General features: G+C 61.4%; 25 protein-coding genes and 1 tRNA gene. 19 read left to right on the forward strand and 7 right to left on the reverse strand.

Going from position 1 to position 24100, the window contains the following annotated elements:
• Nucleotides 1-21: 21 nt before the first annotated feature.
• On the reverse strand, nucleotides 22-1023 hold the full coding sequence (dgcN, locus tag AC2FNZ_RS00735; protein ID WP_093965138.1) for an N-acetyltransferase DgcN: 1002 nt from the start codon (nucleotides 1021-1023) through the stop codon (nucleotides 22-24).
• 293 nt (nucleotides 1024-1316) lie between these two features.
• On the opposite strand from dgcN, the gene AC2FNZ_RS00740 reads away from it, so the two are divergent.
• The gene (locus AC2FNZ_RS00740) at nucleotides 1317-2279 is read left to right on the forward strand and encodes an L-malyl-CoA/beta-methylmalyl-CoA lyase (protein ID WP_093965136.1); all 963 of its coding nucleotides are present in this window, start codon (nucleotides 1317-1319) and stop codon (nucleotides 2277-2279) included.
• 56 nt (nucleotides 2280-2335) lie between these two features.
• Here the strand turns inward: AC2FNZ_RS00740 and AC2FNZ_RS00745 are convergent, their stop codons facing one another.
• Nucleotides 2336-2911 carry a PA14 domain-containing protein gene (locus tag AC2FNZ_RS00745; RefSeq protein ID WP_093965135.1) on the reverse strand — a complete coding sequence of 192 codons (576 nt, stop codon included), beginning with the start codon at nucleotides 2909-2911 and terminating at the stop codon, nucleotides 2336-2338.
• Nucleotides 2912-3030: 119 nt separating this feature from the next.
• Nucleotides 3031-3483: an Lrp/AsnC family transcriptional regulator gene (locus AC2FNZ_RS00750; protein WP_093965133.1), complete on the reverse strand. Its 453-nt coding sequence runs from the start codon at nucleotides 3481-3483 to the stop codon at nucleotides 3031-3033.
• Between the two features lie 72 nt (nucleotides 3484-3555).
• Between AC2FNZ_RS00750 and AC2FNZ_RS00755 the strand changes: the two genes are divergently transcribed.
• Both AC2FNZ_RS00755 and AC2FNZ_RS00760 read left to right on the forward strand, forming a co-directional pair.
• Nucleotides 3556-4152 (forward strand): LysE family translocator, encoded by a 597-nt coding sequence (locus AC2FNZ_RS00755; protein WP_093965131.1) that lies wholly within the window; start codon nucleotides 3556-3558, stop codon nucleotides 4150-4152.
• A 120-nt stretch (nucleotides 4153-4272) separates the two neighbouring features.
• Complete coding sequence (locus AC2FNZ_RS00760) at nucleotides 4273-5235, forward strand: acetyl-CoA carboxylase carboxyltransferase subunit alpha (RefSeq protein ID WP_093965129.1); 963 nt, start codon at nucleotides 4273-4275, stop codon at nucleotides 5233-5235.
• Nucleotides 5236-5239: 4 nt separating this feature from the next.
• Here AC2FNZ_RS00760 and AC2FNZ_RS00765 read toward each other — a convergent pair whose 3' ends face one another.
• From AC2FNZ_RS00765 to AC2FNZ_RS00775, 3 genes are all read right to left on the reverse strand, one after another.
• The gene (locus AC2FNZ_RS00765) at nucleotides 5240-6379 is read right to left on the reverse strand and encodes a lytic murein transglycosylase (RefSeq protein ID WP_093965323.1); all 1140 of its coding nucleotides are present in this window, start codon (nucleotides 6377-6379) and stop codon (nucleotides 5240-5242) included.
• A gap of 112 nt (nucleotides 6380-6491) precedes the next feature.
• Nucleotides 6492-7139, reverse strand: a complete 648-nt coding sequence (locus tag AC2FNZ_RS00770; protein WP_093965127.1) for a GntR family transcriptional regulator — start codon at nucleotides 7137-7139, stop codon at nucleotides 6492-6494.
• A gap of 30 nt (nucleotides 7140-7169) precedes the next feature.
• Entirely contained in the window at nucleotides 7170-7865 is a 696-nt protein-coding gene (locus AC2FNZ_RS00775; protein WP_254432995.1) for a M48 family metallopeptidase, read from the reverse strand.
• A 100-nt stretch (nucleotides 7866-7965) separates the two neighbouring features.
• On the opposite strand from AC2FNZ_RS00775, the gene AC2FNZ_RS00780 reads away from it, so the two are divergent.
• Together AC2FNZ_RS00780 and AC2FNZ_RS00785 are read left to right on the forward strand one after the other, a co-directional pair.
• A complete protein-coding gene (locus tag AC2FNZ_RS00780) occupies nucleotides 7966-8286 on the forward strand; it encodes a TIGR02300 family protein (RefSeq protein ID WP_093965124.1) in 321 nt (106 codons plus the stop codon).
• Nucleotides 8287-8430: 144 nt separating this feature from the next.
• Nucleotides 8431-8506 (forward strand) — tRNA-Ala (locus tag AC2FNZ_RS00785).
• A 38-nt stretch (nucleotides 8507-8544) separates the two neighbouring features.
• Here AC2FNZ_RS00785 and AC2FNZ_RS00790 read toward each other — a convergent pair.
• Nucleotides 8545-9552, reverse strand: a complete 1008-nt coding sequence (locus tag AC2FNZ_RS00790; RefSeq protein WP_093965322.1) for a nuclear transport factor 2 family protein — start codon at nucleotides 9550-9552, stop codon at nucleotides 8545-8547.
• Between the two features lie 165 nt (nucleotides 9553-9717).
• On the opposite strand from AC2FNZ_RS00790, the gene AC2FNZ_RS00795 reads away from it, so the two are divergent.
• The 14 genes from AC2FNZ_RS00795 to AC2FNZ_RS00860 all read left to right on the forward strand — a co-directional run bounded on the left by AC2FNZ_RS00795 (nucleotide 9718) and on the right by AC2FNZ_RS00860 (nucleotide 23820).
• A complete protein-coding gene (locus AC2FNZ_RS00795) occupies nucleotides 9718-10767 on the forward strand; it encodes an ABC transporter ATP-binding protein (RefSeq protein WP_170370118.1) in 1050 nt (349 codons plus the stop codon).
• 75 nt (nucleotides 10768-10842) lie between these two features.
• Nucleotides 10843-12054 (forward strand): ABC transporter substrate-binding protein, encoded by a 1212-nt coding sequence (locus tag AC2FNZ_RS00800; protein WP_170370120.1) that lies wholly within the window; start codon nucleotides 10843-10845, stop codon nucleotides 12052-12054.
• Nucleotides 12055-12121: 67 nt separating this feature from the next.
• Nucleotides 12122-13144, forward strand: coding sequence for a carbohydrate ABC transporter permease (locus AC2FNZ_RS00805; RefSeq protein WP_170366152.1), 1023 nt, complete (start codon nucleotides 12122-12124; stop codon nucleotides 13142-13144).
• Between the two features lies 1 nt (nucleotide 13145).
• Complete coding sequence (locus AC2FNZ_RS00810) at nucleotides 13146-14300, forward strand: carbohydrate ABC transporter permease (protein WP_496839213.1); 1155 nt, start codon at nucleotides 13146-13148, stop codon at nucleotides 14298-14300.
• Nucleotides 14301-14430: 130 nt separating this feature from the next.
• Complete coding sequence (locus tag AC2FNZ_RS00815) at nucleotides 14431-14961, forward strand: ester cyclase (RefSeq protein WP_496839214.1); 531 nt, start codon at nucleotides 14431-14433, stop codon at nucleotides 14959-14961.
• A gap of 11 nt (nucleotides 14962-14972) precedes the next feature.
• Complete coding sequence (hisD, locus tag AC2FNZ_RS00820; RefSeq protein WP_496839215.1) at nucleotides 14973-16301, forward strand: histidinol dehydrogenase; 1329 nt, start codon at nucleotides 14973-14975, stop codon at nucleotides 16299-16301.
• Nucleotides 16298-17350: an ester cyclase gene (locus AC2FNZ_RS00825; RefSeq protein WP_496839216.1), complete on the forward strand. Its 1053-nt coding sequence runs from the start codon at nucleotides 16298-16300 to the stop codon at nucleotides 17348-17350. Before hisD ends, AC2FNZ_RS00825 begins: the two co-directional genes overlap by 4 nt.
• Nucleotides 17350-18114 carry an SDR family NAD(P)-dependent oxidoreductase gene (locus AC2FNZ_RS00830; protein ID WP_093965113.1) on the forward strand — a complete coding sequence of 255 codons (765 nt, stop codon included), beginning with the start codon at nucleotides 17350-17352 and terminating at the stop codon, nucleotides 18112-18114. Before AC2FNZ_RS00825 ends, AC2FNZ_RS00830 begins: the two co-directional genes overlap by 1 nt.
• Nucleotides 18114-19157: a LacI family DNA-binding transcriptional regulator gene (locus tag AC2FNZ_RS00835; RefSeq protein WP_170436820.1), complete on the forward strand. Its 1044-nt coding sequence runs from the start codon at nucleotides 18114-18116 to the stop codon at nucleotides 19155-19157. Before AC2FNZ_RS00830 ends, AC2FNZ_RS00835 begins: the two co-directional genes overlap by 1 nt.
• A complete protein-coding gene (locus AC2FNZ_RS00840) occupies nucleotides 19154-20143 on the forward strand; it encodes a nuclear transport factor 2 family protein (protein WP_496839217.1) in 990 nt (329 codons plus the stop codon). Before AC2FNZ_RS00835 ends, AC2FNZ_RS00840 begins: the two co-directional genes overlap by 4 nt.
• 179 nt (nucleotides 20144-20322) lie before the next feature.
• Complete coding sequence (locus AC2FNZ_RS00845) at nucleotides 20323-21291, forward strand: cupin domain-containing protein (protein ID WP_496839218.1); 969 nt, start codon at nucleotides 20323-20325, stop codon at nucleotides 21289-21291.
• A 17-nt stretch (nucleotides 21292-21308) separates the two neighbouring features.
• Entirely contained in the window at nucleotides 21309-22436 is a 1128-nt protein-coding gene (locus AC2FNZ_RS00850; RefSeq protein WP_496839219.1) for a cobalamin-independent methionine synthase II family protein, read from the forward strand.
• A complete protein-coding gene (locus AC2FNZ_RS00855) occupies nucleotides 22433-23128 on the forward strand; it encodes an alpha/beta fold hydrolase (protein ID WP_496839220.1) in 696 nt (231 codons plus the stop codon). The genes AC2FNZ_RS00850 and AC2FNZ_RS00855 overlap by 4 nt, the downstream gene beginning before the upstream one ends.
• Nucleotides 23125-23820, forward strand: coding sequence for an RraA family protein (locus AC2FNZ_RS00860; protein ID WP_496839221.1), 696 nt, complete (start codon nucleotides 23125-23127; stop codon nucleotides 23818-23820). The genes AC2FNZ_RS00855 and AC2FNZ_RS00860 overlap by 4 nt, the downstream gene beginning before the upstream one ends.
• Nucleotides 23821-24100 lie beyond the last annotated feature (280 nt).

Raw genomic sequence — 24100 nt, forward strand, 5'->3', positions numbered from 1 at the left:
GCCATCGGTGCCCTGGTTGGATCACATCGCGGCCAGCGCGTCCACCAGCTTGCCCGCGCCGAACCGGTACGGATCCGTGGTCGGCAGGCCCATCTCCGCCTCGACTTTGGCGATGTAGGCTTTCGCGTCCTCCTCGCTCAGATGCTGTGTGTTGATCGACACACCCGCGACCTGGCAGGCAGGGTTGGCGACGCGCGCCAAAGGCAGGGCCGTGTCGCGCAGCTGTTCCAGCGTCGGCAGGGAATATTCCGGCAGACCGCGCATATGGGTGCGGGTCGGCTCGTGGCACAGGATCAGAGCATCCGGCTGACCGCCATGGATCAGCGCCATGGTCACGCCGGAATACGAGACATGGAACAGCGACCCCTGCCCCTCGATGTGATCCCAGTGATCGGGATCGTTCTCGGGCGTCAGGTATTCGACGGAACCGGCCATGAAATCGGCCACCACGGCGTCAAGCGGAACGCCCTGCCCGGTGATCAAAATGCCGGTCTGACCGGTGGCGCGGAAGGTCGATTTCATGCCGCGCTTGCGCATCTCGGCATCCATCGACATGGCCGTGTACATCTTGCCCACCGAACAATCGGTACCCACCGCCAGACAGCGCTTGCCACTGCGTTTGCGCCCGTTGGCAATCGGATAGCCCACCGTGGGCACGCGAACGTCATGCAGGGTGCATCCATGGGTCTGGGCCGCGGCCACCAGATCGCCTTCGTCGCGCAGCAGGTTGTGCAGGCCCGAGGCCAGGTCATAGCCCATTTCCAGCGCGGCGATCAGGACCTCTTTCCAGGCTTGGCTGATAACGCCACCGCGGTTCGCGACACCGATCACCAGCGTCTTGGCGCCGGCGGCCTTGCCTTCGGCCAGGGTCATGTCGGTCAGTCCCAGATCGGCCTTGCAGCCCTCCATCCGCAGCTGACCCACGGCGTTTTCCGGGCGCCAGTCCCGAATGCCGATCGCGACCTTGGCGGCCAGTTGGTCGGGGGCATCTCCCAAAAACAGCAAATACGGTGTCTCGATCATCGCGCGCTCTCCTTTTCTTGCGCCCCAACCTATTGAAGGCCGTCAACGAGCGTTTCTCGTTTTCCTCCAACCTCCCGCACGTCGACCGGAGAATTTTGCAAGATTCCCCCGAATGGCGCAAAAAGCTTCGAAATTTTCAAAATGATGAAACTTTGACCGCCGCGTTCCGGGGGTTGCGCACAGCTTTCTGCAACAGCATTGCCGCAACTGCACAATCAGGCTTGCGCAGGGTCGCGCAATTTAATACCCAATTGCCAACTGAAATCGCAATTTCATTACTCAGCGAGGTGCCGATGAGCTTTCGTATCCAACCCGCCGCCCCGGCGCGACCAAACCGCTGTCAGCTGTTCGGCCCCGGATCCAACACCAAGCTGTTCCCCAAGATGGCCGCCTCGGCCGCGGACGTGATCAACCTCGACCTCGAAGATTCGGTGGCCCCGTCCGACAAGGACACCGCCCGCGCCAACGTGATCGAGGCGCTGAACACCGTGGATTGGGGCAACAAGTACATGTCGGTGCGCATCAACGGGCTGGATACGCCCTATTGGTACCGCGACGTGGTGGACCTGCTGGAACAGGCCAGCGACCGGCTGGATCAGATCATGATCCCCAAGGTGGGCTGCGCCGAGGATGTCTATGCGGTTGACGCTCTGGTCACTGCGATCGAACGCGCCAAGGGCCGCACCAAGCCCATCAGCTTCGAGGTCATCATCGAATCCGCCGCCGGCATCGCCCATGTCGAGGAAATCGCGGCCTCCTCCCCGCGCCTTCAGGCCATGAGCCTGGGCGCGGCCGATTTCGCCGCCTCGATGGGAATGCAGACCACGGGAATCGGCGGCACGCAGGAAAACTATTACATGCTGCGCGAGGGCCAGAAATACTGGTCGGACCCGTGGCATTGGGCACAGGCTGCCATCGTGGCCGCCTGCCGCACCCACGGGGTGCTGCCGGTCGACGGGCCGTTCGGCGACTTCTCGGACGACGAAGGCTATATCGCGCAGGCGCGCCGTTCGGCGACGCTGGGCATGGTCGGCAAATGGGCGATCCACCCCAAGCAGATCGCGCTGGCCAATCAGGTTTTCACCCCGTCGGACGAGGCGGTGACCGAAGCGCGCGAGATCCTGGCTGCGATGGAGCAAGCCAAGGCCAATGGCGAAGGCGCCACGGTCTACAAAGGACGGCTGGTGGACATCGCCTCGATCAAGCAGGCCGAGGTGATCGTGGCGCAGGCCGAGCTGATCGCCGCAAACGGCTGATGGGGACTTAAAAAAAGGCGCTCGTTCCGAGCGCCTTTTCCTGACTTCGGTTGGCCTCAGCGGCCGAACACGTTGTTTGGTGTCCAGGTAAACTTCTCACCCTGTTTGCCGGATTTCATCATCAGGCAGGACGTTCCCAGCTTCTGAAAATAGATGATCTTCAGAGGGTACCAGCCCGCCTTTGGAACTTCGACCTCGGTGCGCTGGTTGGCTTCACACCCCTGAATCCCGGTGACACGGCCGATCTGCTGACCACCGACATAGGCCTCGAGCCCGTCATTGGACCAGGTTTCGAGTTCGTAAATGCCTGGAGAATCAAAGCGCATGTACCCGGTGATTTCAGCGGCAACGTTGTATGGGTCCGTGAACGTCAGAACCGGCTCGCCCTTGTTGGTGTCGGCATAGTCCAGCCCGCGCAGTGGCTTGCCCGGCTTGGCCTTGGACAATACGCTTTTGGCCTGGCTCAGATCGCGGATCTTTCTCTGAGTACCCTGCCCCACATATTTCACGTTCAACCCCGCCTTGGGATTGGGCTGCGGGTTGGCGGGCTGCAATTTCAAAGGCGCGGCAAATGCGGCACCGGCGACAATCGCCACCACGGCCGCCAATACGCCTGTCCGAACAAAACTCATGATCGTGTCTCCCTGACATCGCGCCCTGTTCGATCTGATGCCGACTTTCTGGCGCTTTCAGGCCGACGATATTCCGGGATACACATGCCTGCAAGGCCCTAGCGGCAGTGGGCTCAAGCTCAGGCCCGCAGGTCTTTCGGGGATCCCATGACCACGTAGGACGTGATCGAGGTGACATGGGGCAACGTGCCCAATACGTCGGTATGGAAGGTCTTGTAGGTCGACAGGTCAGCGCACTCCACCCGCAGCAAGTATTCGATCGTACCGGTGATGTTGTGGCATTCGACCACTTCGGGCGCCAATTGCACCGCTTTTTCAAAACCTTCCTGAGCGGCCTTTGTATGCTCACCCAGTCCGACGCCGATATAGGCGACAAAACCGACGCCCATCGCCGCAGGGTTCAAAACGGCGCGATACCCGCTGATGACGCCGGACCGCTCAAGCTCTTGCACCCGGCGTAGACAGGCTGACGGCGAAAGCCCTACGCGGTCCGCCAGTTCAAGGTTGCTGATCCGGCCATTTCGGGCCAGCTCTTGCAATATTTGCTGATTCCTGAGGTCAATATTCGCCATTTGTTGCAAGCTTTATGTAATCGAGAACGAAATCGCAATTTCATTTGACCAAACCTGGGCGATCTTTGCGCCATGACTTACGACATCCTACTTGCGCTGGTCGCGTTTGCCTTTGTCTCGTCCATCACGCCAGGGCCGAACAATCTGATGCTCATGGCCTCAGGGGCGAATTTCGGGTTCCGGCGGACAATCCCCCATATGCTGGGTATCGGCCTGGGCTTTATGCTGATGGTTTTGTTGGTCGGCGCAGGATTGGTGCAGGTGTTCGAGGCCTATCCCATCAGCCACGTGATCCTCAAAATCGCGTCGGTGGCCTATCTGCTATTCCTCGCGTGGCGAATTGCCAATGCGGCTCCTGCCAAGGGCCCGGGGCACGTCGGACGGCCCATGACGTTTCTGCAGGCGGCAGCGTTTCAATGGGTGAACCCCAAAGCCTGGGCCATGGCGCTGACGGCAACGACGGCCTATGCCCCGGGCCAGACCCTGCAAGCCATTGCGCTGGTTGCCCTTGTATTCGGCTGCGTGAACTTGCCATCTGTCAGCACTTGGACGGTTCTGGGCCAGCAGATGGCACGCGTGCTGACCAGCCGGCGACGTCTGACCGTGTTCAACTGGTCGATGGCGGCTCTTCTGGTGATTTCGTTGTACCCGGTGCTGTGGCCGGGCTGAAGTCGCCGGCCCGCGTACCTTGTCGCCCCGCGCGGGAAACGCACCCCGACATGCGGTGCCGAGTTGCATCCGGGGCGACCTCGGGTCATATAGCGGAGAACTTTCGCGTTGAGAGGCGTCATGACCCAGTATCTGGATTTCGAAAAACCGCTGGCCGAGATTGAAGGCAAAGCTGAAGAGCTGCGCGCCCTGGCCCGCGCCAACGAAGAGATGGACGTAGCGGACGAAGCCGCCGCGCTGGACGCCAAGGCGGCCAAGCTGCTGGACGAGTTGTACAAGGACCTGACGCCCTGGCGAAAATGCCAGGTGGCCCGCCATCCCCAACGTCCGCACTGCAAGGATTATGTCGAGGCCCTGTTCACCGAATTCACCCCGCTGGCTGGCGACCGCAATTTTGCCGACGATCTGGCGGTCATCGGCGGCCTAGCACGGTTCAACGACCAGCCGGTGATGGTGATCGGCCATGAAAAAGGCTCGGACACCAAATCGCGGATCGAGCGCAACTTCGGCATGGCCCGCCCCGAAGGCTATCGCAAAGCCGTGCGCCTTATGGAAATGGCTGGTCGGTTTGGTCTGCCGGTGATCACCTTGGTGGATACCGCCGGCGCGTATCCGGGTAAGGGCGCCGAAGAGCGCGGGCAATCCGAAGCGATCGCCCGTTCAACCGAGATGTGTCTGAAAATCGGTGTGCCGCTGGTGTCTGTCATCATCGGCGAAGGCGGCTCGGGCGGCGCGGTGGCCTTTGCCACGGCCAACCGGGTGGCGATGCTGGAGCACTCGATCTATTCGGTGATTTCGCCCGAGGGCTGCGCGTCGATCCTGTGGAAAGATGCCGAAAAAATGCGCGAGGCCGCCGAGGCGCTGCGCCTGACCGCGCAGGACCTTCAAAAGTTGGGCGTCTGCGACCTGATCATCCCCGAACCCAAAGGTGGCGCGCATCGCGACCGCCCGGCCACGATCGAATCCGTGGGCAGGGCGATCGCCAAGATGCTGAAGGATCTGAACGGCAAGGATGCCGCCGCGCTGATCAAGGACCGGCGTCAGAAATTCCTGGACCTGGGGTCCAAGGGACTGGCGGCCTGATCCGTCAACCACCCAAAGAGCGCAACAAGCTGACCGAGGGCACGCCCGTAACGGGCAGGCCCTTGGCTTGCTGATACGCGGTGATGGCCGCGGTTGTGTTCTTGCCGATCACCCCATCAGCGCCTTGCGTGTCATACCCGGCAGCAGTCAGACGCCGCTGCAACTCTTTGCGATCTTCCAGCGTCAGGCCGGTTTCGTCGGGCCCGAAAGACGCCTGAAAGGGTGCGCCACCGGCGATCCGATCGGACAGGTGCCCGACCCCGATCGCGTAGCTGTCCGAGTTGTTGTAGCGTTTGATCACCTGGAAATTGCGAAACACCGCTATGCGCGGCCCGGGTTTCTGCGGCTGCAGAATTGCAACCGGTGTGCCCGAATTTGCCGCTGCAGATCCGACTTCACCTCCCCAAGGCTGGCCCCGCACCCAACCCGCCCGCGACAGGTAGGCAGCCGTCGAAGCCAGCGAGTCCGTCGGATCGTCGGACCAGATGTCGCGTCGGCCGTCTCCGGTGAAATCCACTGCGTAGGCCAGATACGAGGTCGGGATGAATTGCGTATGCCCCATAGCACCGGCCCAGCTGCCGGTCATGTTCGCCGGCGACGTGTCACCGTTCTGAAGGATCTTCAACGCCGCAATCAGCTGGCTTTCGAAGAACGCCCCGCGACGCCCGTCATAGGCCAGCGTGGAAAGGGCCGAAATAACGGGCACATCGCCCCGCCGCTGCCCATAGCGGCTTTCCAGCCCCCAGACCGCCACCACGACCTCTTTGTCGACGCCATAGCGCGACTCGATCTGCGTGAGGGTGGCGTTGTGGCGTTGCAGCATCTGCTTGCCGGTACTGATCCGCTCGTCTGACGCGGCGATGGCCAGATAGTCTTCGAGCGAGCGCTTGAACTCGACCTGGTTGCGGTCGCGTTCGATCACATCTGGTAGGTAACCGGCACCCTGAAACGCCCGGTCGATAGTCGCTTGCGAAATACCCTGCCCGGCCGCGCGCGCCTTGAAACTTGCAACCCAAGAATCCCAGCCGGCATTGGGCACTGCCCGCATTCGCGACGCGGATGTTCCGGTTGGCGCGGACCCGCCCGCGCAGGCGCTCAGGAAACCTGCACCGAGACCCAGTGAGAATGTCCGTCGATTGATCATGGCTGAAATCTGCTCTTGTTTGTTGTTGGCAGCAGCGTAGCGCAGCAAATGCCTTGAGGCCAGCTTCGCAACCGCCGCCCGTTTGGATTTCACACTTTGAGCAAAGGCCCGCTCAGCTGACCAGCAGGCGCAGACCCTGGGTCACATCCGATCGCACCGCCAACCGCAAACCCGGCTCGTCCCCAGCCTTCAGAGCGGCGATGATCAGCTTGTGATAATGCGGCGGTTCGGTCCGTCGCAGGCGGCCATAAAGAGCCCGCATGGTCGGGCCAAGCTGTAGCCAGACGGTTTCGGCCATCGCAAGCATGGCCGGAGCCTGCGCACGCAGATAAAGCGTGCGGTGAAACTCGAGGTTCGTTCGAATGTAGCCGACCGCATCACGCTTGGTCACCATTTCGGCCACGGTCATGTTGATGCTTTGCAATCGGTCGATCAGAGCCATATGCGCCCGAGGCAGCGCACGGCTGGCCAGCTCGACCTCCAGCAAAGCCCGCAGCGCGGCCAATTCTTCGATCCGGTCGTTGCTGAGTTCGGGCGTGGAGACCCGCCCCGAGTTGGACAGAAAGAGCGCCCCTTCGGCGGCCAGACGGCGCACGGCTTCGCGCGCCGGCGTCATGGACACACCGAACTCCTTGCCGATGCCGCGCAGCGTCAGCGCCTGACCGGGTGGAATTTCTCCATGCATGATTCGAGACCGCAGGGCGCGGTATACCTGATCATGGGTCGCGATCTGAGAGTCGGAGCTACGGGTGGTCAACATGCCCTCATGTGATCACAAATCCCCGTGAGGTCAACCGGCGGGCGCATCGAACCTGTAACGGTGCAGTTCGGCCCCATTGTCGCGCAGCCAGTGCCGGGCCGCTTTGTGCGGGCCGAACAGGCGCTCGACCTGCGCCCAGAACGCCGCCGAATGGTTCATCTCGGCCAGATGCGCGACCTCATGAGCGGCGACATAGTGCAGGATTTCGGGGGGCGCCAGGATCAGCCGCCACGAAAACATCAACCCTCCCGCTGCACTGCACGACCCCCACCGCGACCGTGTATCGCGCAACGTCAGGCTGGAGTACTCCCGCCCCAGCATGGCTGCATAGTCGTCGCAGGCTTCGATCAAGCGATCACGCGCCAGCTCTTTCAAAAAGCGCGCGAGGCGCCGCGCCTCGGCCCCTTCGGGCACCGCAACCTGATCGGCGTGTAAACTGACCCGGCGCCCCTCCGCCGGTACGATTCGCCTTGGCACACCTTCGACCGGCAGGGTTTCCCCGAAGCCGACTGACGCCGGAACGGGCCGCGCGCCCAGATGCTGGCGGATCCAGTCCTCCTTTGACTGCGCAAAGCCGATCGCCTCGGATTCGGACACACCCTTCGGATAAGTCAACGTAACCCGGCCATCCAACTGGGAAATACGCAAGCTTATGCGGCGTGCCCGCGCCGATTTGCGCAAGGTCAGCGCAACGGGAGGCTGTCCGGGCAATGAATGTCGCCCCATGGTGCGATCTCCTTGGCGCAAAGGCTTTGACAGTACCCGCCGCATGTGGCAGGTGACCTGAATCGTTGATACGACTCACCTGATATCAAGGGGAATTGACATGCCCAAGGAAGAATGGGGCGTAAAGCGCGTTTGCCCGACCACTGGCAAGCGGTTTTATGACCTGAACAAGGACCCGATCATCAGCCCCTATACCGGCGAGATCGTGGAATTGGAAACCGGCAAAAGCCGGATGATCGCAGCCGACGCCGAAGATGCAGCGTCGGTCAAGGCGCGCGAAGCCACGTCCAATGACGAACTGCTGGACGATGATGACGCGGTCGACGTCGATCTGGACGACGATCTGCTTGAGGACGACGACGAGGACAACGTCTCGTTGGACGACATCACCGACGTCGCGTCTGAAGACGAAGACTCGTGATCCGGCCGGGGCGGCGCAGGCTGCCCCGCGCCCCGATGCACCCCGTGCGCCGCGCATCTTTTTTCACCGAATCCGATTTTTTGGTCTTGCACTCGCGCACGTCGTTTCATAAACGTCCGTCCACCGCACAGGCGGTACCGGAAAGGGGCCTTAGCTCAGTTGGGAGAGCGCTTGCATGGCATGCAAGAGGTCAGGGGTTCGACTCCCCTAGGCTCCACCAAATCCCCTCCCATTGCATCCAGTCCGCCCCCCCCCGGGCTACACCTGCGCCGATCCGATGCCAGTGGTTCTTTCCAGTATGTCCACGCCCTGCTGTTTCCAGAAATGCAGAAGGTCGATGAAGATCCAGTTCTCGGCCAGCTTGCCGCCCGCGCGGCGATAGATGTCGATCACTCGAAACTCACCGGGCGTTTGGGTCGCGGGCATGCCCATGAACCCTCCGGTAGGAATAGCCGTGAAGTTCGGCCAGCCAAAAAACCCGCCGTAGTGACCTTCGGCCAGCCGGCAGACATGTTTGGTCTTTGACCGCTCGGCGAATGCCGCGCGGAAGGGACCGGCATGTTGCTTGCCATACCGATCAATCGTGTAGGTGGCGCCAATTCCCTCGGGCCCCCACCAGATCATGTCGTCATGCCAGGTACGGCTCAGCTCTTCGCTCAGGGTCAGGCCACTTTTCCACTGGCCCAGGTCAGAAATCATGGCGTTGATCAGCGCCAGAGTCTGCTCCCCTTCCTCGACCGGTTGATCCGTGCTTAGGATACCGTCGTGAGTCAGGGGCCCGGGCTGTACAAGATGGGCTGCGGCCTGGGGCGGAAACGGGTTCTGACCAGCCTGCACCATCAGATGCGGGATATCGAAATACATCGCGGTCTCGACGATCTTGCCGTCTTGCACCTTGTTGAACTCGCAATAGCGCAGGAATGCCATTTTGCCTGTCGGTCGAATGCCCAACCAGGAGTGGTCGAAAAGACCCATCAGATGGCCCATGGAAACCACCCAGACCTCGCGCTCGTCGGTCAGCGAGTTGCAACCCGCAAAGAAAATATCCTGACGCCGCTGCATGCGTTTGAGGCTGTTTCGCAGCGGGCCCCAGAAGTTTTCTGCTACGTCGTGGACCCCCGAAATCTGACCGAACGGGTGAAAGCCGCGCCACAGCAGATTCGGCGCACAGAATCGCCCTATGACGTCTGCCAGCTTGTCGTTGGAGGCCAACTGCAGGTCCTCATAGAACGCCTTCACCAGATCTTTCTCTTTTTGAAAGCTCATCTGTTTTTCATTGTTTTGCAGCATATTGCGCCTGTTTCTGCCCGGGGGTGAATCACTGATTTCCGGCATATTTGCATACGTATGCAAAAATGTCTTGCCAGAATTGGTAAACCAAGAATACCCTTTTGCAAACGTATGCAAAACGATTCCTTCCCGGGGGGCTTCATGGCGGAAATTCAACTGCGCAATGTCGGCAAGCGATGGGGATCGTTTGTTGGGGTTCACAACTTCGATCTGACGATTGCCGATCGCGAGTTTCTGGTTCTGCTTGGCCCGTCCGGCTGCGGCAAGACCACGACAATGCGCATGATCGCTGGGCTTGAGGACGTGACCGAGGGCGACATCCTGATTGACGGCAAGGTGGTCAACGATCTCGAGCCAAAGGACCGCGACGTGGCGATGGTGTTCCAGAGCTATGCCCTCTACCCCAACATGAACGTCTATGAAAACATCCGCTTCCCGCTGAAGGTCCGCGGGATCGACCCCGCAACCCATGACGAGAAGGTGCGCCGCGCCAGCGCCATGGTCGAGCTGGACGAATTTCTGCATCGCAAACCGGCGGAACTGTCGGGCGGTCAACGCCAACGTGTTGCTCTGGCCCGCGCGATCGTGCGCGAACCGAACGTGTTCCTGATGGACGAGCCCCTGTCCAACCTGGACGCCAAGCTGCGTGTATCCACCCGCGCGCAGATCAAGAATCTCAGCCACGAACTGGCCGTCACCACGATCTATGTCACCCATGACCAGATCGAGGCCATGACGCTGGCCGACCGCGTGGTGGTGATGAAAAAGGGCATTGTGCAACAGGTTGGTAGCCCGACCGAGATTTACGACCGCCCGGCCAACACTTTCGTCGCCAGTTTCATCGGCTCGCCCGCCATGAACCTGATGGATGGTCAGGTCGAGGGCGGCGTGTTCCGGACCACGGGTGTCGAAATCCCGGGGCTGGACATTGCTGACGGCCCGCTGACCTTGGGGTTCCGTGCCGAGGATGCGACACTGGCCGAAGGTCAGGGCCAGATCACGGCACCGATCTACACGCTCGAGCTGCTGGGTGACGCCACCATGATTTCGGTCCGGGTCGGCGGCGCATTGGTCTCGGTCAAAGCCGACAAAGCATTCCGTGCCGAAATAGGCGAGATGGTCTCGTTCTCGGTGCCGAAAGAAATCTGTCACCTGTTCGAAGCAGAGAGCGGTGCGCGGATCGGGGGCTGACCCCAACCAAAGCCCGAAAGGGCCAACCAACGGTCCGGACGTCGACGACGGACCGATCCTGACAGGGAGAAACGCATGAAACTCAAGACAATTCTGATGGCAGGCGCCATGACCATGGTGACCAGCACTGCATGGGCGGCGTGTTCGTTCGAGAACACCGTTCCGCTCAAATCACTGTCCGCCGGGTTCGAGGCCTGGAAGGCCGTCACCGACGCGATGGCCGAGTGCGGCAATTTCAGCGCATCGCTGGATCAGGAGTTCCGCGAGAAGCAGCCCGAAGCCTTTGCGGCCGATCCGGCTCTGTACCAGATCGGCGGCGTGTCGAACGCAACGCTGGTGCCGTTGCTGAACGCGGGCACCATTCGTCCGCTGGATGATCTGGTCGCAAAATACGGTCAGGATCTGCTGCCGAACCAACTGATCAAGGTAGACGGGCAAACCATGGCGATCGCCATGATGGTGAACGCCCAGCACCTGATGTACCGCAGCGACGTTCTGGCCGATCTGGGGATCGAAGAGCCCAAGACCTATGACGATGTTCTGGCCGCTGCAGCCAAGATCAAAGAGGCCGGCGTCATGGATTACCCCGTTGGCGGCACCTTCAAAACCGGCTGGAACCTGGGTCAGGAGTTCGTGAACATGTACCTGGGCGAAGGCGGAGAGTTCTTTGCTGACGGCAACATGCCTGCAATCAACAACGATCAGGGCGTGAAGGCTCTGGAGACGCTCAAGGCCATGACCGAATACATGGACCCCGAGTATCTGGTGTCTGATTCCACATACGTTCAGCAGCAGTTCCAACAGGGCAAAATCGCCATGGCCAACCTGTGGGCCAGCCGCGCTGCCGCAATGAACGATGAGGCCGAAAGCCAGGTCGTCGGCAAGGTCGTCATGGCCGCCGCTCCAATGGGCTCGGCCGCTCCGGCAACCACGATCTGGTGGGACGGCATCGTTCTTGCCTCGAACATGAGTGACGAAGAGGCCGATGCCGCGTTCCGCGTGGCGCTGGAAGGCATGGATGCAGAAATGGTCGAGGCCAACAACAACGCCGCTGTCTGGCTGAACCCGGCCTACAAGCCCGGTGATCTGGCCGCAGGTGCAGCCGCTTCGGCAGAAGCCGGCGCCAAAGCCTATCCCGCATCTGGCCCGATGGGGATCATGCACACTGCGCTTGGCAATGGCCTGGCCGATTACCTGACCGGCGCCAAAGACGCACAGACCACGCTGGCAGACATCGAGGCGGACTATCTGACCGCCGCGAAAGAGGCCGGACTGGTCAACAACTGATCCTGCCGCGGGAGGGCCTCGACCCTCCCGCACCCAATCCAACGAGAACCATGAGAAAGGCAGAGCCATGAATTTCCGGACATTTGCCGCCTTTGTCGGCCCCTCTGTCTTTATGATGCTTCTCTTTATCGCTTTCCCGCTGGTTAGCGTGTTCAAGCAGAGTTTCTACGTCACCCAGCCCATCTATGAGACGGTCGAGGTCGAGACCTGCACGCCGGGCTTCCTGACCCAGACCTGCGTGACCGAGGAAAAGTCCATTCCGAGGCTGGACGAAGAGGGCGAGATCATCACGCAGACCCAGTTTGTCGGGCTGGAAAGCTATCGCAACGTGCTGGAGCCTGAACGCGCCTGGCGCGCGATCAGCGAAGGCAGCTGGAGCGTGCTGTCCACGATCAATTTCTGGAAGGCGCTGCGCTTTACGTTGACCTTCACCTTGATCACTCTGCCCTTGGTGATCGGTACCGGGCTGCTGATCGCCATCGTGATCAACAATGCTGCATCGGCAATACGTGGTCCGGTGATCTTTGTGTCGCTCCTGCCCTTCATCATCACTCCGGTCATCGGGGCCCTTTCGATCAACTGGCTGTTTCGCGGTGACGGTATCCTTACGGCCCTGCTGGAATGGTGGCTGAACCGCGACATCGCGCTGTTCGCGCAGGCCTGGACGATCGAGTTGCTGATGATGCTGTACCGCGTCTGGCACGTCGCACCCTTTGCCGCGATCGTGTTCTACGCCGGTCTTCAGACCGTAAATCAGGACAGCCTTGAAAGCGCAGTGATCGACGGCGCAAGCCGCTGGCAGCGCCTGAAATACATCGTCATCCCGCACCTGATGCCGCTGATCATCTTCGTGTCGATGATCCATCTGATGGACTCCTACCGGGTGTTCGAAGAAATCGTCGGCTTCTCGAGCCAGGGCTACGTGATCTCGCTGCAATGGCTGACCTATGACTTCCTTGTACCGGATCAGGCGGGCAACCGTTCGATCAGCCGGGCCTCGGCCAGCGCCATGCTGACCATGGTCGGAATCGTCATCCTTCTCATCGCACCGCTGCGCCGGACATGGCGCGACCACAAAGGAGGTCACTGATATGTCCTCGCGCGCCCTTCGCCAACCGCTCGGCCTGCGCCTGTCGTCGAACCTGTTTCTTGCGTTCTGGTGCCTCGTGGCGGCCTTCCCGATCTTCTGGATCGCGGTGATGAGCTTCAAATCACCCGTGGACGCATTCGACAGCAACGCGCTGAACGTGATCTTCGGTCCAGCGACCCTTGCGACCGGAGAAGGCCTTTCCATCCTCGACATCCTCCTCGGCATTGTCACCATCTGGGTCGCGGTGATTGCGACGACCAAGACACTGCCCTCGATGGTCAGAACCTACACCAAGCCGGGTCAGGCCTGGTTCGGCTGGATCATCGGCGGTTTGGCCTTGGTGCTGGGTTTTCTGTTGGTGTTTTTCGTGATCCTGCCGGCCGTTCTGAACGTGCTGAACCCGCTGTTCGGCCCGCTGGGGCGGGACGTGGTTGGTCTGACGACCGAACACTACAAGACCGTCTGGATCGACCGCGGCTTTTCCAACAACTTCAAGAACTCGCTGATCGTAACCGCAGGCGTCGTTACCGTGTCGCTGACCGTGGGCACTCTGGCGGGTTATGGGCTGGCGCGGTCGGGCTCGACCCTGGCGTTCTGGATTCTGATCGTCGCGTTGGTGTTTCGCGCGCTGCCGCACTCGGTTCTGGTGGCGGGCTATCTGCCGGTCTTCATCAACTCGGCCGAATGGCTGCGCCCGATCCTGGGGGAAAACGCGCCCACGCTGTACGGCAAGCCCTTTGCCGTGATCGCGGTTCTGGTGGCGATCAACCAGCCCTTTACCATCTGGATGCTGCGGTCGTTCTTCCAGAACATCCCGGCCGAGTTGGACGAAGCCGCGCGCGTGGACGGCTGCAACCATTTCCAGGCCTTCCGTCGGGTGATCATGCCCGTGATGTGGCCGGGCGTCATCACCACCGGGCTGTTCAGCTTCCTGCTGGCCTACAACGACTTTCTTGTGACCTCGCTGCTGCTGGACGCGCAGAACCAGACCATGGTTCCGGCCATCGCCGGCATGTTCAACCGCGAAACCACCACCACCGACCAGGTCGTCGCCGTGGCCGCCGCCGTGTCGATCACCGCGCCGTTGTTCTTCCTGGTCATGATCTTCCAGCGCCAGATCGTCAGCGGCCTGACTGCCGGCGCGGTCAAAGGCTGATGAGCTGCCGGTTCCGCCATAACGCCCTGACGCGCCATCCGGCGCTGAACAGGTTGCCCAGGGATTTTCCCGGATTTGGGGGCATGTCCCCCCGATCCCCAATCCCTGACAACCTGACAAGGACAAGACGATGAAAGGTTCCCGACCTGAACAAGCGGTTCTGACCCGCGACACCGACCTGACCAAGACCGAAGACACGCGCCGCGTCATCGAATCCATGGTCGACGGCCTGAATGACCACCGCATCAACGACATCGGCGAGTTCTTCGCCGAAGGCTTCCGCTGGATGGGCAATCAGGGCTGCGGCACGAAGAACGGTCTGCAAGAGTTTCAGGACAACTGGCAGCGCCCCTTCCAGGCCGCGTTTTCCGACAAGGTCTGCATCGACGAGGCACGGCTTTACATGGGTGAATGGGCCGCGGCCTTTGGCCGGCAGGAGGCGACCCATTCGGGTGAATTTCTGGGCATCCCTCCCACCGGCAAGCGGGTCGAGATCCGCTACATGGATTTCTGGAAAGTGGTCGACGGCAAGATCGTCGACAATTGGGTGAACGTCGATTTCGCCCATGTCGCCGCGCAGCTGGGCGTCGACCTGTTCCAGAGCCACGGCTGGGAAGCATATGACCGGGGCGAGAAAACTCCGCCCCGCCCCGACAACTGAGGATCAAGACAATGGCAATCGAGTATCTCAAACGCGGCAAGTCCGACGCAGACCGGGCCGAGGATGACGCCAAGACCCGCGCCGTGGTCGAGGCGACCCTGAAGGACATCGAAACCCGTGGCGACGTCGCGGTGCGCGAACTGAGCGAGAAGTTCGACAACTATTCGCCCGCCTCGTTCCGCCTGTCGCAACAGGAGATCGACGATCTGATCGCTCAGTTGTCAGACCGCGAGCTGGCCGACATCAAGTTCGCGCAGGAGCAGGTGATGAACTTTGCCCGCGCGCAACGCGCCTCGATGACCGATATCGAGGTCGAGACCCTGCCGGGCGTGATCCTGGGCCACAAGAACATCCCCGTGCAGTCGGTGGGCTGCTATGTGCCCGGCGGCAAGTTCCCGATGGTGGCCTCGGCCCACATGTCCGTGGCCACGGCCAGCGTTGCGGGTGTGCCGCGCATCATCGCCTGCACCCCTCCGTTCCAAGGCAAGCCGAATCCGGCGGTGATCGCCGCCATGCATCTGGGTGGCGCGCACGAGATCTATGTCATGGGTGGCATTCAGGCGATCGGCGCGATGGCGCTGGGGACCGAAACGATCGACCCGGTGCACATGCTGGTCGGCCCCGGCAACGCCTTCGTGGCCGAGGCCAAGCGCCAGTTGTTCGGCCGTGTCGGCATCGATCTGTTCGCCGGCCCGACCGAGACCATGGTGATCGCCGACGAAACCGTCGATGCCGAGATCTGCGCCACCGACCTGCTGGGGCAGGCCGAACACGGCTACAACTCGCCCGCGGTTCTGGTCACCAACTCGCGCAAGCTGGCCGAAGAGACCCTGTCCGAGATCGACCGCCTGCTGGGCATCCTGCCGACGGCCGACACCGCGCGGGTCAGCTGGCAGGATTATGGCGAGGTGATCCTGTGCGACAGCTATGACGAGATGCTACAAGTCGCCGACGAGATCGCCTCGGAGCATGTTCAGGTCATGACCGACCGCGATGACTGGTTCCTGGACAACATGACCTGCTATGGCGCGCTGTTCCTGGGGCCGCGCACCAACGTATCGAACGGCGACAAGGTGATCGGCACCAACCACACGCTGCCCACCAAGAAGGCTGGGCGTTACACCGGCGGTTTGTGGGTGGGCAAATTCCTGAAGACCCACAGCTATCAGAAGATCCTGACCGACGAGGCGGCAACGCTGATCGGTGAGTACGGCTCGCGCCTGTGCCTGCTGGAAGGGTTCGTGGGCCATGCCGAACAATGCAACGTGCGGGTGCGCCGCTATGGCGGCATCAACGTGCCCTATGGCGCACCGGCCCCATACCGGGATGCCGCCGAATGAGTGACAGGCATACGCAGCACAAGGCGCTGATCGCGCCGCTTCGGGCGGCGATGTATGATTTCGACGAACCCGGCGTGCGGGCCGCGCTGGCGCAGGTGACGGCGCCCGACGCCCTGTTCCGCCTGTGCCATCCCTTCGGTGACAGCACCGGCAGCGAGGCGTTCTACGATCTGGCCTACAAGGGCCTGCTGGATGCCTGGCCGGACCTAGAACGGCGCGACTATATCGTAATGGCCGGCCCGGACGAAGTCGGCGCCGACTGGGTGGGCTGCGGCGGCTACTATACCGGAACCTTCACCGGTCCGTGGCTGGACATCCCGCCCACCGGCCATCAGGTCACCATGCGGTTTCACGAGTTCTACCGGTTCGAGAACGGCCGGATCGTCGAGATGCAGGCCCTGTGGGACATCCCCGAGGTGATGATGCAGGCCCGTGCCTGGCCGATGGCGCCCAGTCTGGGCCACGAATGGCACGTGCCGGGCCCGGCCACGCAGGACGGTCTGGTGCCGGGGCCCTATGACGCCGACAAGGGCCGCGCCACCTGCCAGCACATCATCGACATGCTGGAACATCTGAAAAAGCACCCCTCGCAGGGCGGTCCTGAGGTGATGGAGATGGAGCGGTTCTGGCATCCGCGCATGAACTGGTACGGGCCTTCGGGCATCGGCACCGGGCGCGGCTATGCCGGGTTCCGCAACTGGCACCAGATCCCGTTCCTGAACGGGATGCCGGATCGCGGGCAATATGTCGATGACATCACCTATCACTTCTTCGGCGATGGCGATTACGCGGCAGTGACCGGCTGGCCCAACATGATCCAGACCGTCACCCATGACGGGTGGATGGGCATCGCGCCCTCGGGCAAGCGGATCACCATGCGCAGCCTCGATTTCTGGCGGCTGGAGAACGGACGGATCCGCGAAAACTGGGTTTTGGTCGACCTTCTGGACGCCTATGCGCAGCTTGGCGTTGACGTCTTTGCCCGCCTGCGGGAATTCAACAAGGCCCGGAACCTGGGCCGCATTGAAACCCCGGATGGAATGAGCTGATGACCCAACTGCCCCGCACCCCTTCGTTCTCGCTGAGCGGCAAGACCGCATTGGTCACCGGCGCATCTTCCGGCATCGGATTGGGTTGCGCTGTCGCCCTGGCTGAGGCCGGGGCGCATGTGGTCTGCGCCGCGCGCGGGGCCGAGCGGCTGAACGAAGCGGTTTCCGCCCTGCAAGCGCAGGGTTGGTCGGCCGAGGGGCGGGTGCTGGATCAGGGCGACCTGACCGCGTTGCAGGCGCTGTTTAACGGGCGGGCCTTTGACGTGGTGGTGAACTCGGCCGGGACCGCGCGGCACGGGCCGGCGGTCGAAACCACGCCCGAGGATTTCGACGCGGTCACGAGTGTCAACCTGCGCTCGGCCTATTTCCTGTCGGCCTATGCGGCCAAGGCGCTGATGGCAGCCGGGCGGCCCGGTTCGATCATCCACATTTCCAGCCAGATGGGCCATGTCGGCGGCATCGACCGGGCGCTGTACTGTGCGACCAAGCACGGGCTGGAAGGCATGGTCAAGGCGATGGCGATCGAATGGGGCAAGCAGGGCATCCGCATCAACACGGTCTGCCCGACCTTCATCCGAACCCCGCTGACGCAATCGACCTTCGACAACCCTGAACGCGCGGCCTGGATCATGGACAAGATCAAGCTGAACCGCGTGGGCGAGGTCGAGGACATCATGGGCGCGGTTCTCTATCTTGCCTCCGACGCCTCAGGTCTGGTCACCGGCACGTCGATGCTGATCGACGGCGGATGGACGGCGGACTGATGGCGGACAAGGTCACATCGCTTCAGGTTGCGCAACTGGCCGGCGTCAGCCAGTCAGCGGTCAGCCGGGTGTTCACGCCCGGCGCTTCGGTCAGCAAGAAGACCGAGGAAAAGGTGCGCAAGGCGGCGGCCGAACTGGGCTATCGTCCCAACGTGCTGGCGCGGGCGATGGTGTCGGGCAAAAGCCGGATCATCGGCCTGGTTGTCGGCTACCTGGACAACTACTTCTATCCCGAGGCGTTGGAGAAACTGTCCAACCGCCTGCAGGAGCATGGCTATCACGTGTTGATCTTCATGGCCTCGCGCTCGGCCGGAAATATCGACGACGTGATGGAGGAAATCCTCGACTATCAGGTGGACGGGGTCATTCTGGCCTCGGTGCCGATGTCGTCGGATATCGCTACCCGTTGCCAGCAGGCGGGCGTTCCGGTGGTGCTGTTCAACCGCAGCCAGGATATCGAGGGTATCACCACCGTGACCTCGGACAACTATGCCGGCGGCCGCAAGGTGGCCGAGTTCCTGCTGGCGGGCGGGCACCAACGTATCGCCTATATCGCGGGCTGGCAGGGTGCCTCGACCCAGCGCGACCGCGAGGCTGGTTTCCTTGCCGCACTGCGCGACGCCGGGAGCGATCTTTTTGCACATGGGATCGGCGAGTTTCACACCGAAAATGCCCGTGCGGCGGCCCGAACCATGTTCGACGTGGCACCGGAGCGCCGACCTGACGCGGTTTTCGTCGCCAACGATCATATGGCTTTGGCGGTCATGGATGTTCTGCGCTTTGAGCTGGGACTGCGCATCCCCGAAGACGTGTCGGTCGTGGGGTACGACGATGTGCCCCCCGCCGGATGGCCCGCATACAATCTGACGACGATCCGGCAGCGGGCGAACCTGATGGTCGCGGAAACGGTTGCCGCGCTGCTGGATCACATCGAAGAACCCAAGACTTCTGAACCCCGCAAGGTGGCAATTGACGGACCGCTGATCGTACGAACCTCGGCCCGGTTGCCCAAGGGATGGAACCCAAAAAGGACGAACACATGAAGGGATTTGACCCCAAATTCCGGGATTTTCCCGACTATATCATCGGCATCACCAAGGAAATCTGGGAAGATCGCGCGATCGCCACGCTGCATGAATATTACAGCGACGACATCGTTGTCCGTTCACCGGGTTCGGTCGTGCTGGGCAATCAAAACGTCATCGGCGCGACGATGGCGACCCTGGCCGAGTTTCCCGACCGGCAGCTTCTGGGCGAAGACGTGATCTGGTCGGGCACGCCCGAAGAGGGGATGCTGAGTTCCCACCGCATCATCTCGACCGCCACGCACCTTGCCGAAGGTGTCTATGGCAAACCAACCGGAACCAAGCTGCGGTACCGGATTCTGGCCGATTGCCATGCGATCGACAATCAGATCAACGATGAATGGCTGATCCGCGATCAGGGGGCCATCGTGCGCCAGATGGGCTGGGACCCCAAGGAATACGCGGCCGACCTGATCGCTCGCGAGGGCGGGCCGGAAAACTGCGTGAAACCACTGACGCCCGAGATCGACCAACCCGGCCCTTACAAGGGTCGGGGCAACGACAATGAATGGGGCCAGCGATATGCCGATATTTTGACCCGGATCATGAACGCCGACATGGGCGCGATCGGGGCTGAATACGACCGCGCGGTTCAGTCGGAATATGTCGGCGGGGTCACCGGACACGGGTGGGACTCGGTCGACCGGTTCTGGATGGGATTGCGAGCCAGCTTCCCCAATGCCGAGTTCCGCATCGAACATCAGATAGGCCGCGACGATCCCAACATGCCACCCCGTGCCGCACTGCGCTGGAGCCTGTGGGGCAAGCATGACGGATGGGGGGTGTTCGGAGCCCCCACCGGAGCGCAGGTCTATGTTCTGGGCATCAGCCATGCCGAATTCGGCGAACTGATCAGCGGCGAACCCAAGCTGCGCCGCGAATACACCCTGTTTGACGAAACCTCGGTCTGGAAGCAGATCCTTCTGCAGCGCGCAGAGGTCTGAATGCACGCTCCGGTCGAATATCGTGTTCTGGCGTGCGGCCTGCGCGAGACCGGTGCAAGCCGGCGCTTTCACCTATTCCGGCAAAGCCTTCGAGCGCGCCGCCTGAATTTGCGGCCTCCGGGAACGTGATCGAACATCCGCCGACCATTCCCTCAAACGCAAAATCCGGAACCAGAACCATGACACAATCAACCATCGCATCACGCATCGTCCGTTATGGCGAGCTCAAGCCGTGCAAGACGGCCTTCATCGATGCCCACACGCCGGGCAGCGATCAGAAAGAGAACTTTACCATCATCGGCGGCGGTGTTTCGGAGTCGCCAGATCAACATGTTCACATAACCGACAAGATCGGCTTCAATATCGGGGCCGCCGGCCAACCGCCCAAATGCCGCAACTCGCTGCACAGCCATACGACGGCCGAGGTCTTTTTTGTCGCCAAGGGCCGCTGGCGGTTTTTCTGGGGTCGCTATGGCACGGCGGGCGAGTTCATTGCCGAGGAAGGTGACATCTTCAACATTCCCACCGGCATTTTCCGCGGGTTCGAGAATGTGGGCGACGACTACGGGATGATCATGTCCATTCTGGGCGGCGACGATGCCGGCGGCGGTGTCACCTGGGCACCTCAGGTCATTGAGGACGCCCGGGCGCACGGGTTGATGCTGGGTGACAACGGCGTGCTCTACGACAGCAAGAAGGGCCAGGACCTCCCGCACAACGTCCGGCCTATGCCCTTGCTGACCGAAGAGCAGCTGAAATCCTATCCCGAAGTGCCGGTCGAAGCCGTGATCGGCAAATACGTGGCCCGTTACTGGGACCTGATGGCGCTGGCGGCCGACAAACCCGCCAAGGTGATCGGTGAAAACGGTCTGATCAAGGACAAGCCCGGCTTTGAGGTCGACTTCCTGACCCGTGGCTCTGGTGTTCAAGACCCCACCAAATCGGCCAAGCCCGTCGTGCTGATGCCGGCAAGCGGCCATTGGCGGGTCACTGTCGAGGATGTCGAAACCACGATTTCGGGCGGGGATACGGTGCTGGTGCTGCCCGGCGAAGCCTATACCATCACTCCATCCATGACCGGTACGGCCGGGTTGTACCGTATCGCCGCGACCGACGATCCTGCTGGCGCAACCTGGACCGGCGACTGATCAAGAAAGGACCCCGCATGACAAAGATACTTACCACCCATGTGGGGTCTCTGCCCCGATCCCAGGAAGTTGTCGACTTCATCTTTGCGCGCGAGCGGCACGAGCCCTATGACGCCGATGCGTTCGACAGTTGCATGACCAAGGCCGTGTCTGAAACGGTTCGGCGTCAGGTCGAGGCCGGTGTCGACATCGTCAGCGACGGAGAGACCTCAAAAATCTCGTACGCGACATACGTAAAGGACCGCTACACAGGCTTCTCAGGGGACAGTCCACGGAATGCCCCCGCGGACCTGAAGATGTTTCCCAGCTTTTTGCAACGTCTTGCCAACGAAGGGGGCACACCCCAATACGCCCGGCCGCAATGCACGGGCGACGTTCGCTCGAAAGGCCAGGACGAACTGAACAAGGATATCCGCAATCTCAAGCAGGCAATGGCTGAGCACGGGGTCGAACGTGGGTTCATGAACGCCGCCTCGCCTGGGGTGATTTCTCTGTTTCTGCAGAACGCCCACTACCGCAGCCGCGAGGCCTATCTGGCCGCACTCGCCGATGCGATGAAGCAGGAATATGAAACGATCGTCGCAGCGGGACTGGATCTTCAGTTGGACTGCCCCGATCTGGCCCTTTCCCGGCACATGCTGTTCGCTGATCTTTCCGATGCCGAATTCATCGCGATCGCCGAGATGCATGTTGAAGCCCTGAACCACGCGCTGCAGAATGTTCCGCAAGATCGGGTCCGAGTGCATATCTGCTGGGGCAACTACGAAGGCCCGCATTGCTGCGACATTGCGATGGATCAGGTGTTCACGACCCTGATGGCGACCAAATCCCGCTATGTTCTGTTCGAAACGTCGAACCCGCGCCACGCCCATGAGTGGACCGTCTTCCGGGATCGCAAGAGCGAAATTCCGGACGACAAGATCCTTGTGCCCGGCGTCGTAGACACGACAACGAATTTCATCGAACACCCCGAGCTGGTGCGGCAACGCATCGAGCGGTTCACCAATATCGTGGGGCCGGATCGGGTCATCGCCGGGAGTGACTGTGGGTTTGGTACATTTGCCGGCTTCGGTGCGGTCGACCCCGACATCGCCTATGCCAAGCTGGCCTCCCTGGCCGAAGGTGCCAGATTGGCATCGGCATGACGCCCCTGGTTCTTCTTCCCGGAATGATGTGCGATGCCCGACTATTCGGGCCGCAAATCGAAGCCCTGTCCGGACGGGTGCCGTTGATGACCCACCCGTTGTGCGCCCAGGACAGCGTCGAGGCAATGGCGGCGGATGTACTGAGCCACGCGCCGCCGGTATTTGCCCTTGCGGGCCTTTCCATGGGCGGGATCGTTGCCATGGAAGTACTGCGCCAGGCGCCAGAACGTGTTGAACGGCTGGCACTCCTGGACACGAACCCGCTGGCCGAAGCAGACGAGGTCAAAACCCGGCGCGGTCCGCAGATGGAGGCCGTGCGTCAAGGTGGATTGCGGCAGGTCATGCGTGACGAGCTAAAGCCGAACTATCTGGCCGATGGCCCTCGGCAGGGGGCCATTCTGGACCTGTGCATGGCCATGGCAACCGATCTGGGCCCTGAGGTCTTTCTTCGCCAGTCCATCGCCCTCATGGGCCGCCCAGATCAAACGGACACCTTGTCCGCTTATCAAGGTTCAAGCCTCGTTCTATGCGGCGAGGATGACAGACTATGTCCGTTGGAGCGGCACGAACTGATGCACAAGCTTCTCGGAAACAGTACGCTGGAGGTTGTAATCGGTGCGGGGCACCTGCCCACCCTCGAGCGTCCCCAAGAAACCACAGCGGCGTTGCGCCGTTGGTTGGAGGTTCCATGACACCGTCCCTACTTGCCTTGTTGCGCAAGGTCGACACACCCACAGTCTGCAATGCCATCGAAATGGCCCAAGGCAAGCGCGGGTTTGACCAATTCACGCGTGGCACGATGTTCTGTTCGGCCCCATCCGAGGGCGCAATCGTCGGGTTTGCCCGTACAGCCAAGATCGCTGCGGTGCAGCCGCCCTCCGAAGCGCCGGAAGTCATCAGGCAGCGGCGAATGGACTACTACAGATACATGGCCGAGGCCCCGGCTCCCTCGGTTGCAGTGGTTGAGGATGTAGATTTCCCCTCCTGCATCGGCGCCTATTGGGGCGAAATCAATACGTCTGTGCACAAGGGGTTCGGAATGGCCGGCGCACTCACCAACGGGGTCATGCGGGACCTTGGTGACATGCCGCAAGGATTCCCGGTCATCGCCGGTTCTATCGGGCCCAGCCATGGTTTCGTTCACGTCCGAGAATTCGACACACCTGTTTCGATCTTCGGCCTGACGGTCAATCCATCGGATCTCATCCATGCGGACCGGCATGGTGCTGTTGTTGTTCCTGCCGATCTGATTGATCAGCTCGAACACGCCATTCTGAAACTATTTGAAATCGAACGAATAATTCTGAATGCGGCTTCTGAACCCGGCTTCAACTTCGAGAAATTTGAAATCGCTTGGGCCGCATTTGAAAAAGCGCGCGTTTAAGGGGGCACTTAGTCTGACCGATCGCTGGCGTGGGTCAGCAGTTGATTGGTCGGTCGTAGCCCACGTCTTGGGAGCTTCGATTGCGCATTTTGCGCGTGTCTTTCCTTTTGTTTGTCGGCGATGGTTGGGTTGGTGCAAAACGAGCGGTGGAAAACGAGCAAAGCCGCCCTTGGGCGGCTCGTTCGGTGTTTTGTTCGACTGTGTTGGTTGCGGGAGCAGGATTTGAACCTGCGACCTTCAGGTTATGAGCCTGACGAGCTACCGGGCTGCTCCATCCCGC

The sequence above is a fragment of the Ruegeria sp. SAZA006 genome (assembly GCF_059613465.1).